Source organism: Gardnerella sp. KA00127, assembly GCF_049244125.1.
GTDB lineage: Bacteria > Actinomycetota > Actinomycetes > Actinomycetales > Bifidobacteriaceae > Bifidobacterium > Bifidobacterium swidsinskii.
Map to the genome: position 1 here is coordinate 1,063,296 of NZ_CP058377.1, position 14,706 is coordinate 1,078,001.

Annotated in this window: 10 protein-coding genes; 4 read left to right on the plus strand and 6 right to left on the minus strand. The window is 38.8% G+C overall.

What is annotated here, in order from left to right; all coding sequences use genetic code 11:
• Nucleotides 1-2: 2 nt before the first annotated feature.
• Nucleotides 3-824: an HAD-IIB family hydrolase gene (locus HXT48_RS04145; RefSeq protein WP_012914045.1), complete on the minus strand. Its 822-nt coding sequence runs from the start codon at nucleotides 822-824 to the stop codon at nucleotides 3-5.
• A 119-nt stretch (nucleotides 825-943) separates the two neighbouring features.
• On the opposite strand from HXT48_RS04145, the gene HXT48_RS04150 reads away from it, so the two are divergent.
• A complete protein-coding gene (locus HXT48_RS04150; protein WP_012914044.1) occupies nucleotides 944-1,372 on the plus strand; it encodes a metallopeptidase family protein in 429 nt (142 codons plus the stop codon).
• Between the two features lie 76 nt (nucleotides 1,373-1,448).
• Here the strand turns inward: HXT48_RS04150 and HXT48_RS04155 are convergent, their stop codons facing one another.
• Both HXT48_RS04155 and HXT48_RS04160 read right to left on the minus strand, forming a co-directional pair.
• Complete coding sequence (locus HXT48_RS04155) at nucleotides 1,449-3,035, minus strand: DUF5719 family protein (RefSeq protein ID WP_012914043.1); 1,587 nt, start codon at nucleotides 3,033-3,035, stop codon at nucleotides 1,449-1,451.
• A complete protein-coding gene (locus tag HXT48_RS04160; protein WP_076002781.1) occupies nucleotides 3,022-6,423 on the minus strand; it encodes a glycosyltransferase family 2 protein in 3,402 nt (1,133 codons plus the stop codon). Before HXT48_RS04160 ends, HXT48_RS04155 begins: the two co-directional genes overlap by 14 nt.
• A 322-nt stretch (nucleotides 6,424-6,745) precedes the next feature.
• Here HXT48_RS04160 and HXT48_RS04165 point away from each other — a divergent pair, with 322 nt between their 5' ends.
• From HXT48_RS04165 to HXT48_RS04175, 3 genes are all read left to right on the plus strand, one after another.
• Entirely contained in the window at nucleotides 6,746-8,179 is a 1,434-nt protein-coding gene (locus tag HXT48_RS04165; RefSeq protein WP_033888681.1) for an LCP family protein, read from the plus strand.
• A gap of 104 nt (nucleotides 8,180-8,283) precedes the next feature.
• The gene (locus tag HXT48_RS04170) at nucleotides 8,284-9,582 is read left to right on the plus strand and encodes an LCP family protein (RefSeq protein ID WP_012914040.1); all 1,299 of its coding nucleotides are present in this window, start codon (nucleotides 8,284-8,286) and stop codon (nucleotides 9,580-9,582) included.
• Nucleotides 9,583-9,769: 187 nt separating this feature from the next.
• Nucleotides 9,770-11,641: an FtsK/SpoIIIE domain-containing protein gene (locus tag HXT48_RS04175; protein WP_421793197.1), complete on the plus strand. Its 1,872-nt coding sequence runs from the start codon at nucleotides 9,770-9,772 to the stop codon at nucleotides 11,639-11,641.
• Between the two features lie 6 nt (nucleotides 11,642-11,647).
• On the opposite strand, the gene HXT48_RS04180 is transcribed toward HXT48_RS04175, so the two are convergent.
• The 3 genes from HXT48_RS04180 to HXT48_RS04190 form a co-directional block, all read right to left on the minus strand.
• The gene (locus HXT48_RS04180; RefSeq protein WP_004110789.1) at nucleotides 11,648-11,920 is read right to left on the minus strand and encodes a WhiB family transcriptional regulator; all 273 of its coding nucleotides are present in this window, start codon (nucleotides 11,918-11,920) and stop codon (nucleotides 11,648-11,650) included.
• A gap of 186 nt (nucleotides 11,921-12,106) precedes the next feature.
• Complete coding sequence (locus tag HXT48_RS04185; RefSeq protein WP_004110792.1) at nucleotides 12,107-13,591, minus strand: sensor histidine kinase; 1,485 nt, start codon at nucleotides 13,589-13,591, stop codon at nucleotides 12,107-12,109.
• A 125-nt stretch (nucleotides 13,592-13,716) separates the two neighbouring features.
• A complete protein-coding gene (locus HXT48_RS04190) occupies nucleotides 13,717-14,679 on the minus strand; it encodes an L-lactate dehydrogenase (protein WP_004107125.1) in 963 nt (320 codons plus the stop codon).
• Nucleotides 14,680-14,706: the final 27 nt, after the last annotated feature.

Here is a 14,706-nt window from a genome sequence, read left to right on the forward strand (position 1 = left end):
TTCTATATTTCTAAAATATTAAGTACCTTATTACAAAGCTCTAAAGTATCCGAAGGATTACTTACTTTAATAATTAAAGCTCCTGTAAAGGCAGTAGGATAATCGTTTCCTCCAGGATACATACGATCGCCAATAAAAGTAATTTTTTCAATATTAACATCACAATATTGAGACAGCATTCGCAAAGCTTGAGCTTTATCGTCACCGCGCCTGTATATATCGATGCTAGTATCTCCTCCAGCGCGTACAGCAAAATTAGGTAAAGCTTGAGAAATGCTTTGTGCAAGTTGAGCTTTCAAACAACCGCTAGGATCCCAAGTTTTTTTATATTCAATAGGAGCTAGTTGTCCTAGTGCCGAAAAAGTAATTTGACTACCGCGGTTCTCTATCTGTTCTCCCCACAGCATTGGATCGCCGGGTTCTTTCCAAACGCCTATATTTTTTGCACACTTGTGTATTGCATCAATAACGCATTGCGCTTGCTTAAAATCGATAGTATGTTCATAAACAGATTGCAATGACATGTCATTATTCACACGATAATAACTAGTTCCATTAGTGGGCATTATGTGAATATTTTTAAGATTAGTGCCAATAGTTAGCATATTTAAAATTTGCTTCTTAACTAACTCTAAGCAGCCACCTGTTATTACAGCAACAGGAATTATATCAATCAGCTTACTTAATGATTCAGCCATCGATTTAAGCATAGGTTTTTTAGAACATGCCAGTGTGTTATCTAAATCAAAAGCAATAAGAGACGATTTAGCAATGCTCAAGTCAAGATTAAACTCATTCCAATCATGCACTATTGGTTTGAGCATTACAAATCCTCCTGACTTTTAAAACCATATATACAGTATTCTATAGTGTGAGCGTATTTCACACACCGCATATTAATTATTTACATATTATTGCCCTAGCCTTCTCGTAAAGTGGAAGCATGACAGGTCTAATTTGGGAAGAACGTCACTATAGAAATAGGCATGGTAGAGGTCTTAGGGCACCAATATTTGGTACTCGACTTCCACAATATAGAACTGCTAGCGGAATGTTTGATGCCATGGTAGCAGCTCAAATTAGACGCCTTAACAGTGCTTGGCAAGCATTAACTAAAGACGTTCAATTCGCGGTAGAAGATGTGCCGCCTTCGCAACCACTGTTATGGGAGCAAAACCGCAGAATACTTTCGCAAGCTTTTCCAGCTAGCCGTGGTATGCAATCTAGAATTGTATTGTATAGGCTTCCGCTATGCACTCATGTAAGCAGCAGAAGTGAACTTCAATATGCTATCAGAGATGAGCTTGTGCAATGCTTAGCAGAACTATACGGTCGCAGACCAGAAGAAATTGATCCAGATTGGGGTTTGTAAACAATTTTTAAATTAATTAAAATTATTAAGTATTTTAATTAATTTATAGTCGCTTATAGCAATATTTTTATTCGTATTATTGCACAATATGATTGTCAGTTTTAACGTATACCTTCATTTCTTGCGGTTCCAAAGATTGCGCAGAAAGCCAAGAAATACCTGCTATACCAGCCTTATCGATTTCATCTTTATGAATACGGGCAGACAAAGCAACTTTGCTATGCGATTTCGCAATAAACATAACTGCATCGTGCGAAATTTCTGAAACAGGAATTCTTAAAGATGCATTCGCAGGAATCGTTACGTTTTTTGTAGCAGCTAATACACCATTTAAATCAAATCCTTGCAAACGCACAGCAGTATCTTTATCACTTGAAGAAGAAAGGTATAGAGCTGTTTCATTAGCAGAAACAGGCGATACAATTGCGCCACTACCTTGTACGTTAGATGGTGTAATAAAAGCTACATCTGATTGATTATCTTTGCCATCTTTAGTAATGGACATCATTACTTGAGTAGGAACATCTCCACTTACGCTCAAAGCATTAGCATGCTCCGGAACTTTTCCAAGATCGACAACTTGCAAATGGTGTGCTTTTAACGTCAAATTCTTTACTTCTTTAGAACCTGTATCATTCATCCATGAAAGCGTTACATTACCATCTTTATTTGGCCATACATATAACTTAGATTGATCGCCTTCACTAATACCTGAAAGAATATTTGTATTAGATTGAGTGCTTAATTCATGAACAATATCTACACCTTTTACAGATAAGCCACTCATATGAACGACTTTTACAAATGATGCTATAGGTGTCTGCTCGCTTTCAACTTGCACGTATAATCCAGAAGTCTTAGGAGAGGCAGCAGCAAGATCAAAATATGCATGAGAACGAGCAGGAACAGTAGAAGCACTTCCTGTAGAAAGATTTAACTGATTGCTGCCATGCTCAGCAGACCAAGCTCTAACACGAACAACAGTGGATTTTGAAGCAGCATTAAACGCTTCTAAACGAATAGAAATTCCATCAGCAGATTCTGGAACTAGGAATGTCTGTTTCATAGACGGCATTGAACAGGTAGTTGCAGATAAACCTTTTACGTCACCTTTAGTAGCCCATGAAACCATGGAAGCAGATATTCCAGTGCCAGATCCAACTCGTGACAAATGTCCTTCTAGAACTTGAGCGTCATGATTTACATTATTGTTAGCAATAAAAGCTGACGTATCATCATCAGTTGATTTTGAATTCAACGTAATAGATTGATCATTGTTATCTCGTATGTTACGCAAGCTAGAACTATACACATCTCCAAAAGCACCATAACGAGCAGAAGATTGTAAATCGCCTTCTGATTCGTTATATTCGCTATCACCATATTGAGTCAAATCTGGAAGAGACAATCGAATAGGACAAATAGTTTGCAAACGAGTAGAACCAACACTACTTATAACGCCACTAGATGGAGTATTAGGATTGTCTACAAAGTGAGACATTGGTAAGCATAATGCAACAACACATGCAGAAGCAATAAGTATTATTGCACTAAAAATAGCAAGTGAGACAATACTGACTATTTTGTTCTTGCGATTAATATCTACATCCGCATTTACTTCACCATGCTTAGAGCCCTCATGAGGATTTTTATGCCAGTTCATCTAATTCCTCCTCATGCCTGTCATCTGAACGTTCTATCATTGCATGTCTGCCAAATCGAGGCACGGCAACAATACAGTACAGCAGTAATACCATAGAAGAAACAATAATCCAAGGAACTCTCCACGCAAGAGGCCTAGATCGATAATACGGAGATGTAGAAGACAACGACTTAGAATCAGGCACACCATCAAATCTGCAATAAGTTCCTTGCGGTGATGAAACAACCAATTGTGTACCGTCAGAAGCGTTAACGTGTGCAATTAATTGTTCAGTAGCTTCTTTGTTAACATTACTCACTGTTTGCACAGAAGGATGTAACAATTGTTGTATTGACATAGAAGTTTTATGGGAAACCTGCTTATTTTCTGAACTATTAACAATATAAATACCGCCAATTCCAAGTTGCTTTAACGTTGAAATTGCGCCATTATCTGCATGAGATAACAATTGTGCTGAGGCACGATATATTGCTTTATTGCTTGATGAATCACCAAACATTACTTGTCTAACACGAAGTGCTGGAGATTCGTCTATTGCATCTCCCTTAGATGTTCGCATAATAGAGATTGACAAATCATGGCTACTTTGAGCTCTTAAAGCAAGTATTCGCCGAGTATCGTCTTTTCGCAAATAATCAGAAACAACCATAGGGAGCTCATTGTTATTTGCGCAAATAGATGTAGCAGGTCCGCTCAATACAGCAAAAAGACCCAAAAGAACCGCCATAGTCAACATGCTACTTGCAAGAACAGCGCGTGCTATGCGAATTATGCGCTGCAACAATTGTGCCGCAGAACGACGCATTGCAGCACGTCTACTTGCACGAGTTTTATAGTTATCAAAAATTTGAGACTCAGATTCCTTCGAAGTACGTAGTGGCTCAAAGCGTCGAACAGCTTGACCGGCAACCATGCACATACAAGATAAAATGCCGACAGTAGATAATGCGACTCCAGGCAAAACGCTTGCAGCAACAGGTCCTGAAATATCGGATGCAACTACAACACGAGCGGCAATAAGAGATAACAGCATTCCGGAAATAATCACAACCCACATCATTCGAGAAACTCGCAAAGCAAAAGGCAAAGTTAATGACGTAACAGCCATAACAACAGCTAGAATTGCAAAAATTACCATTATTATTGTTCTTAAGCTCATCAATGGCATATTAATTTCAACATTAGGAGAAGCCATATTAAAAGCGTGCAACAAAACATCAGCGTAATCGCTTACGCGTGGAGCACCTTGCACACTTCTCAATGGCAAAGCCATACTAGAGAACAATTGACGCCACATTCCAGATTCGCCATATCTAATAGCACTTCCTATTGTAGGAAGCAAAACAATTATCGATGGTATAGGCATAAGCGCGAACATAATACGATGAGAGCGCACCATAATAAACGACGCAATAAAAATAACAATAAGAGGCAAAACAAGCTGCGGTTCTGCAGCTACTGGAACCATAAAGCATAATGCTGCGCATGCTGCACATTGAGTGGATTTAACAGGACGCACAGGATCTTCTGTTACGTACATTCCAACAGCATGGAACGCAAAAGCAAATGCTGCAGGCAAAAATGCCATAGTCATTAACATTGGCAAATCACCGCGTGCAAACAAACCAAAAGCAATAGCAATCATAGTCCAGCAAATACCAGCGCATACACGCACAGTATCCGAGCGCGTAAATACGCCAGCAAGAGCCCAAAAACTTAAACACATAGCTGGAGCAGCTAAGAAGAACATTAATGTGACAGCCAATAACGGGTTAGCACCAACCACAATTGATGCGATTGCCCAAATACTTAGCCATGGTGCTGGAGGAATTGCAGGTCCAAAACCATCATCAGGAACCCATGCACCAATAGCAGAATTCCATAGTTGATTGAAATCTGCACCCGTTGGTAACCATTGCTGTGCATTCCAAGAAGCGCCACTTAAAATTTCACGCCATGGAGAGCCATATAAATTCAATATGACTGCAAAAAGAAGAAGAGACGCAAGAATAACAGCACTCCACCTACGCAACACTCGAATATGCAAATGCCGCTTCGCTAGAGGACTCAACAGCACGAAATGCTGTTGAGCTTGGAAAGCAGAACTACGATCACGCCAACGTGCAACTTGATGACGATCTGCGATAAGAGGAACAAGTCGTTTTAATGGAACACGAGTATTCCTTGCAACCCTTCTGCGAGCAAAAACTGCTCTAGGTAATTGCATAATAGCAAGCCATGGCAAAAGCAGACGAATCCACGCTATATAAGGATGTTTAGCAAACAGCGAATGCAAAGCGCCAACGAAACAAGCAGGCAAACTAAGAATCCATATAAGAGGCCACAAAAAAATACTAATATCAGTGTATTTGTAACGCTGCTTAGCTACGAGAGAAGCTGCTACACCATACTTAGATCCTGAATTATTATGATTTCTAGCATCACCGTTACGAGTACGGATACCTTCTAACCTTGCACGCCTGTGTGCGATACGAGCTGAAGGAACTACAACAACACGACCTCCAGATAGACATACTCTACGACAAAAATCTCTTGATTCGCCAAAAGTTGTCATCCATTGTTGCGTACCGCGTAAAGTCTGCCATGCAGTTAATGTGACTAAAGCACCTGCTAGCGATACTGCATACACATCTCCACGCCCATCATACTGTTCTTGATCTGGCTCGCCGTCAACAGTAAGAGTATGAACACCGTGACGCCAAGCATACATTCCAACGTTGTGCAAGATATTTCCTTGCCAATCAACTTGTTTAGCTCCCAATACTGATGCAGTCGGAGTATTGCGCCAAGTTTCACGCAAATATTCTAAGCAATGGAAGTCTGCAGGACGAGAATCATCATGCAAAAGCCATAATGCAGAAACTCCTGCACAAGGCAAAATCTTGCGCAAAGATTTTTCTATTGCATCTCCAAAAGAATGAGCATAAGAAATGGGAATAATAATTATGTGTACAGATTTATTTTCACTATTGTTTACGCGAGTATTATTTACGCGATTAGTATTTGGTCTATATTTTGAATCGCTATCAATTGCATTATTGGAATCGATATTATTAGCATTCTGCAATAATGATTTCCTAGTATTAATTGCTCCCGCAAGCTTAGATGAATTAATTTTTATTTGTAAATTCGTTTGCATAGTCTGCTTTACTCGACTAGCACAATCGACTATTACTAAAGTTCCAGGAAGAATTGATTGACTTAGTACTGCATGTAACGTATCAGCATAAAAACGAGTATCTCGCTCCACACACATCATTGCCATAATGGACGAATCCACATCATGAGGATGCGCATCTTTCGCAGATGACAGCACCTGTAAAACTTCGTCTTCAAATGTAAGATTATGAGCGGTTATCGAATCCATACTTACCAGTTTACGCAGGGGGTATGTATCCGCCAAAACACAAGTCGTAATTCTAAATAAATTTATACATATTTTATTAATTATTTTTGCTCATATTAACCAGTATGCTTCATATAAATTTAATTAGAATATTTGCGTAAACTTATTAAAATTTTCTTTAAAATATCAAATAATATTCAACACAACCAGATGTCATAAATCTCACTGCAGCATGCTATAATTACACGCTATATGTGTCCATTGAATATTGATTTATTTGATGACAAAAGAAATGATATTGCCACAACCTAAAAGGTTACTCATTATTGAGAAAGAAGGTACGATGACAACTTCACGGTATCCTGAAGGCATGCGGTACCAACCAGGCGAAGATTGGAACTCAACTCCTCATCATAGTCTTGGTTATAGAATGATTAACCGCACGCGCAAGATACTGTGCATGTTTGTTATTTCAGTACTTACATTCTTTTCAACAATCATAGCTGCAGTGTGGTTAGATTTTTCTTCTGCTGTAAGTAACAGAGTCATAAACGTTATATCTAAAGATCCAGAAGCTAATCAAACACTTGATATTAACGCAGGCAAACCAGTAACTTTTCTTGTTTTAGGTCAAGATTCTCGAGATGGGAATAATCAGAGCTTTACCCATGACGGCGAAACTGGTGATCATCAGTCAGATACTACTATGGTAGTTCAAATTAGCGCAGATAGATCATACATGAATATCGTTTCTATTCCACGAGATTCTATGGTAAACGCACCAGCATGCGACACTACAAAAGGACATATTCCTGCAAGAAAACATGTGATGTTTAATTCAATTTTCGCCTTAGGATATGCGCAAGGTGGAGATTTAGCTTCAGCAGCATCATGCTCGTTAAAAGCTGTTAATTCACTTACTGGTTTAAATATTCATCATTTTATAGTCGCTGATTTCAGTGGATTAAGCAATATGATTGATGCAGTTGGTGGAGTATCTGTGTGCATCCCAACAGCAACTCGCGATGCCTATACGGGCGTGAATTTCAAACAAGGAATGCAGCATCTTAATGGTCGACTTGCTACTCAATACGCTAGAATGCGTCACGATACAGCAAGCGATGGCTCTGACATAATGCGAACAACAAGACAGCAATACTTGATTAAACAGCTTTTACATCAAGCACTGTCTAAAAACTTATTTACTCAGACAAGTGAGCTTTACCAGCTTGCAAAAGCATCGTTGGGAGCATTGAATATAAGTGAAGGCTTGGCAAATCCTACCACTTTGGTCGGTTTGGCATTAAGCATGCGTAAATTAGATTCTTCACATATTTATGCTCGTACTACTCCTGTTATTCCAGATCCTTATGATCCAAATCGTGTTGTGTGGTCTGATGAAGCAAACAATATTTGGGATTTGATGCGTGAAAATAAACCGCTATCGCTAAATCATAAAACTAACGGCACTAACAAAAAGAATGCCAATAATTCGTCTAAGAATACGAATAATCAAGACAATGAAGATACGGATGACGATAGCAATATAAACGAAAACGACAAGCTTAATAAAACTACAGATCCAAAGAAGATGGGACGTGTTGATCCAAAAACAGGATTAATAAAAAATTCTCAAGGACAACTTATTGATCCAAATACTGGAGGAATTGTAAATCCTGAAAATGGAACTATTCACAATCCACAAACAGGACAATACGTTGGCTTTGCAGACAAGTATGCAAACAATGTACTTTGCGCTGTGCCTAGAAAAAAATAAACACTTAAGCAAGATGTAATCTATGAATATATAATGTACGAACATAAAATTTATATATTATGTATTCATAGTCATTGAAGATACATGCTTATTTTGGAGGATGAATGAATTCGAGATTGTATGAGGACCCTTCTGAAGATAATATAAACCCACCTATCTTCACTCCTTCTCATAATAACGATTCATCTAACTCAAACGTGCCTCCTAGTTTCACTCCAAAACGCGTAAAAAGAGGCAAAATAGAGTCTAATGCGCTTCCATCACAAGCGCCTTCTTTTGCGCCTACAACTCAAAGAACAAGAATCTTAAAAAGTCCAGAACAATGTTCTTCTAGACCTGTTTCTTACACATCGCAATTGCAACCAAGACCAGCACCGCGCACAAGTTCTATTTCACAAATGCGTATTCCAACAACTATAAATAAAGCAGTTGGAAGTACAGCAAAAATACTACCGCACAAACCGCACAGAATTTTACATGCATTTATTGCATTTTTTGTTGTTCTGGCAATAGGTGTAACTGGTTTTGGGGTATATTCATGGAACTGGGTTGACTCAAGAATTAACCGCACTACTTGGCTTACTAGTACTCCTAGCACTCAAGGCAAAGCATGGCTTATTCTTGGCTCTGATCAACGAGAAGGCGAAGAAGCTAAAGAGATAACAGGATTTAGAACAGATACTATTCTTGTATTGACAAAGCCGAGCAATGGTCACAGCTCTCTAATTTCTATTCCTCGAGATTCTCTTGTTTCTTTAAATGGCGAACAAGTAAAAATTAATAGCGTTGCGCAAGCAGCTGGGAATAAAGCATTAACAGCAGCAATAGAAAAAATTACAGGTCATCGCATTGACCATGTTGCAGAAATACGTTTTGGCGGTCTTACTAATGTTGTTAACGCTATAGATGGCATTGATTTATGCTACAACCGTACAGTAAGCGATAAGTTTAGCGGGTTAAATTGGACTTCTGGATGCCATCACGTTGATGGGAATACAGCGTTAGCATTTTCGCGAATGCGATACGCAGATCCAGAATCTGATTTTGGACGAGCTGCACGCCAACGAATGGTTATTGCAGCTATTATGAAAAAAGCTTTAGATCACAATACCTTATTGAATTTTGGAAAAGTAAAAAAGCTTGCTGAAACGGGACTTGCTTCAGTTATTTTTGATGAGAAAACCAATCCAGGAACATTATGGGAAATGGCTCAAGCATTCAAAGAAGCAACTGGACCGTCAGGCATATCTGGAACAGTATATTGGACGAATCCTGACTATCAAGTTCCAGGAGTTGGTTCATCTGTGCTTCTCGATGATGCTAAAAACTTAGATTTATTCAACCAACTTGCATCAGGAACTCATAAACCTGGATCAGTTGGAACTCTTGCAGAGCAACAATAATTTCGAAGTATTGTTGTGTAAACAACACTTCAATTAGATACCACAACTTAGAAAGCACTAAACTCGTATCTTTTAACCACAATCTTGCATAAGTATTGCACAAAAATCAAAAATATTGTCTCATACATTTATGGGCAACAAATCTAATACAGGAATGTCTACAACTAAAGTACTTATGCATGTACAGATGACAGCGAGTATAGTTCCCATATTCGCTCACGTAGCATTGGCTATAATGGCATGGATGCAAGATAATTGGATGATGCTAACCATGATTATTCCAAGCATTATGATGTACATAGCAAGTCTTATTCCACAAATTTTTCAATACATATCTGAGAAAAATTCTGTTCAAAATGTTCAACAAAATCAGCAAATTCAATTATTAAACACTACGCAATCGTCAAATAACGTAACTTATAATCAACAAACTGTAGAAAGTTTGCCAGATACTATTACACCAGTAAGTTTAGAAACATTACTTATGAGAAGAAATGCAATTTCTAATACGCAACATCACTGGAAAGAAGTATTGCAAACATGGTTAAAAAATGCAGGAACATACGACATAAAAAACAAATCCAATAGTATGAAGGAAAATCTAAATACAAATATTTATAACTACTTGCCTAATTCAAAAACTAAACACCTTATAGCTCCACTTGGAATAAGTAATAATGGCTACTGCTATTTAGATTTAATTAACAATGGGCCACATGCTTTAGTTGCTGGAACAACTGGTTCTGGTAAATCAGTACTTCTTACGACTTGGTGTTTAGCTTTGGCTTTTCAATACGGTCCGCAGCAGCTACGGTTTGTTTTTATGGATTTTAAAGGAGGAGCAACTTTTGACATACTATCTAAACTCCCACATACTATGGGAAACGTAGGAGATCTAAATCTTAAACACGCAATACGCGCTCTAAAAGGTCTCGAACTAGAACTAAATAGACGAGAAAGACTAGTAGCTCATCATGGATGTAATAATATTGCACAAGTAACCCCAGCTGAACCTTCATTGCTTATTGTTATTGACGAATTTCATGCTCTAAAAGATCAACTTCCCGACTACATGCCTCGTCTTATACGAATTGCATCAGTAGGCAGATCTTTGGGAATGCATATTATTGCTGGAACTCAAAATCCACTCGCACAAGTAAGCGCAGATATGAAAGCTAATATTTCTATTAATATTTGCTTGAGAGTTAGAGACGGAATGCAATCGCAAGAATTATTAGGAACAGCGCATGCAGCTAGAATAAGCCCAAATACGCCAGGAGCAGCATATTACAATATTGGAGAAGGAGTAGAAGCTTTGCGATGTGCTCAAAGCAGCAATCCTGCACATTTAGTACGAGCAATACAGTTAGCTGGTAGATTCTGCCATCATGATCATTCTCCAGAATTATTTAGCAAACCATTGCCGTCGATTCTTTCAGCAAAACAACTTGCAGAGTATTCAAATAATTACAAATACAAAAATTCGGAGCAAAAAATATCTCAAAGTTTACGTACTCAAGAATTTTATACGAAGCATATTATTATTGGGTTGCAAGACGATACCATACACTTATATCCTGCTCTATTACCAATTCACCTTGGAAATATAGCTGTTATTGGTAGTAGGAAACAAGGCAAAACAACAATATTAAAAATAATTTCTAAAACTTTAAACCTGCCAATATATTCAGGAAAATCACTATATGAACAAAACATTAATAACATTTACAACGAAAATACGCCAATCATTATTGACGATGCAGATGAATTGCTTGATCCGCTAAATACTAAACAAACTGCTATTGCTTTTCAAAAAAGATTAAATAGTAAACAATGCCCAGTTATTATGAGCACTAGCACTTCTCGCTACTTACGTTTACCTGAGCAAGCACCAGTAAGGATAATATTTCCAACAGGAGATGTGGGCACAGATACAATGCTTGGAATACCTTCTGCTTTATCTAAAAGTTTTGATATTGAAGACTATCAACTTCCAGGACGATGCGTTTTAATCACTCCAGGATCAGCAAGTTTAACTCAACTAGTGCACCTAGAATAAAATTATCTATAGTGACGCATCTTGATTTTTACGTGCGCGCATTGCTCGACGCTTTAGAGTTCTACGCTCATCCTCGCTTAATCCTCCCCACACACCGTAATCTTGGTTAGTTTCTAATGCGCATTTTAAACACTCTGTTGCAACATCACATGAGCGACATACTGCTTTTGCTTCTTCAAGCTGTTGAACTGCTGTACCAGCACTTCCAAGAGGAAAGAACAGTTCAGGATCTTTGTCACTACATGCTGCTGTTGTGCGCCAATCAAACGAGTTGCTCATGAATTATTATCCTCATTTCTTACCTACAACGGTGAGCTTTAGAAGTTCCCCTGAATGTAAGGAAATCATGAAAAGAAAGTTTTTTCAAGGTATTTTGCATCTTTATTAGCAATTTTAATTGTTCCTGTACTTTTTACACTAAATGTATAACATTTAATGCACGTTGGAAAACAATTTTTACTAAAGCTACTCAATACCAGATACGCGCAATTTAATGTCTAACACTACCCTAGTTCCGCCCTCTCTTCGAGGAGACCAACGAACTGTACCACCAAAATCGTTAGTGACAAATGTGTTTATAATCTGCGTTCCAAGGCCAGAGCCAGATGGTTTAGCCATTCCATGAGAAGACTCGCTATCTATACCATCTCCATCATCTTCAACGACAATATTAAGATTGTCTCCGCCCCTACCAACTGCAATACGAATATGACCTTTTTCACGACCTTCAAAACCATGTTCAACTGCATTCGTCACTAGCTCAGTTAAAACAAGAGATAATGGTGTAGCATCCTGAGCTGCTAATCTGCCAAATTTTCCAACAAAATCAATATCGATATTTTGATTCTGAGATGCCAACTCAATTGACATCTTCAACAAACTCGAAATAACTTTGTCAAAATCAACAATTTCGTCAGCAGTTTGACTCAAGCCTTCATGAACTAGTGCTATAGTTTGCACACGACGTTGAGCTTCCTCAAGTTCTTTTCTAACTTCAATAGATTTTGTTTTACGAGCTTGCAAACGCAAAAGAGCAGAAACAGCCTGTAAATTGTTTTTTACGCGATGATGTATTTCAGAAATAGTGGCATTCTTAGTACGCAATTCTTGTTCGCGCCGCAAAACTTCAGTAACATCACGGCATAACACTACAGCTCCAACACGATTATTTGGACCCCACAGAGGCAAGGAGCGCATGGAAACTATAGAATGGTTCGCTTCAAGTTCACAATCTACATCAGCTTTTCCAGTTAATACAAGAGGTAAACTTTCGGGAACATTATCGTTCGTATGCAACAACCTAGTGCCAAATTCGCTTAAATATTCACCTTGCATAGTGTTTAATCCGCCAAGTCTGCGGAAACAACTAATGGCATTAGGGGAAGCATAACGAACTATTCCATCGTCTTCTAGCACAATAAAACCATCGGATACTCGAGCATTATGTCGTTGATTTAATACAGATTCACGATATGGGAATTGTTCACGAGGAATCATGTCAAATAAAGTCTTACCAGCATTAATACTTTCAGTTTCATAACGACCATTAGATTCACGCGTTGCCAAATTAGTTTCGCGCATAACCAATCCAAGAGTTTTACCCCTATGACGAACTGGAGCATAAACGTAGCATACAGTAGCTCTACCAATAGAACGTAAGGTCGAAGAGTGGAAACTTGTCTCAGATTTCATCGCCTCATTAAGCTCAGGTACTAAAGAATCATCTAATTTTTTACCTAACAAATCATCAGTACGCAAAGTAATAGCTGTTGAAGGACGACATTGTTCAGCAACAACATAATCACCGTCACCATTTTGAATAATCAGCAGCAAATCTGCGAAACTCAAATCTGCAATAACCTGCCAATCGACCACCAAATGGTGAAGCCACTCACGATCACTGTCATTAAAATCAGGACGAGTAGCAAGAATGTTAGAAAAATCAGCCATAATGTAATAATATATCGAACTCACAGAAAATTCTGTGAGGTATGTTGTTGTTTTAAATAAGAAAAGCCGCTCCTCCTCAATTAAAAGAAGAAGCGGTTTAATAATTTATAAATTACTCTTTAAAACTAGAAACCAAACTTAGCAGCAGTTTCGCGCAAAGTTTCAGCAGAACGCTTCAAAGCAGCCAACTCACGATCAGAAACTGGAGTGTTTAGACGAGAGTTTACACCATTGCGATTAAGCAATGTTGGCACAGACATGCACACATCAGAAATGCCGTGGAAGTCATCGAGCAAAGAAGACACTGGAAGAATGCGGTTAGTATCGCGAAGAACAGCCTCAACAATATCTACACCAGACATAGCAATAGCATAGTTTGTTGCACCCTTACCGTTGATAATCTTGTAAGCAGCGTTAACAACTTCCTGATGGATTTCTTCGCGCTTAGCAGCATCAAGTGGCTCATGACCTGGAAGAGCGTTCCAATCGCACATTGGAACACCACCAATGGTTGCAGAAGCCCACAGTGGAACTTCAGAGTCACCGTGTTCGCCAGCAATGTATGCGTGAACGTTCTTAACATTAACGCCAGTGTGTTGAGCAATCAAGAAACGAAGACGAGCGGAATCAAGGTTGGTACCAGAACCAAACATTTGGTTTGCTGGAAGACCAGAAAGCTTCATAGAAACGTGCGTAACAACATCAACAGGATTAGTAATCAACATGTAAATTGCGTTAGGAGCAACCTTCACAACGTTCGGAATGATTGACTTCATGATGTTGATAGTGGCACCTGCAAGCTCCAAACGAGTCTGACCTGGCTTCTGGCGAGCACCAGCAGTAATCACGACCATGTCAGCATCACGGCAAATTTCCACATCGTCAGAACCGGCAATAGAAACTGCAGGATAGAAGCTAGAACCATGCTGCATATCCAAAACTTCAGCTTCAACACGTTCCTTAGCAATATCTTCAAGCACAATCTCACGCGCAACACCACGCTGAGCAGCAGCGAAAGCGAGAGTAGATCCGACCGCGCCGGCACCAATAATTGCAAGCTTAGTTGGCTTAACCTGCGAACTCACCATGAGCAAAAACCTCTTTTCAACAACCTA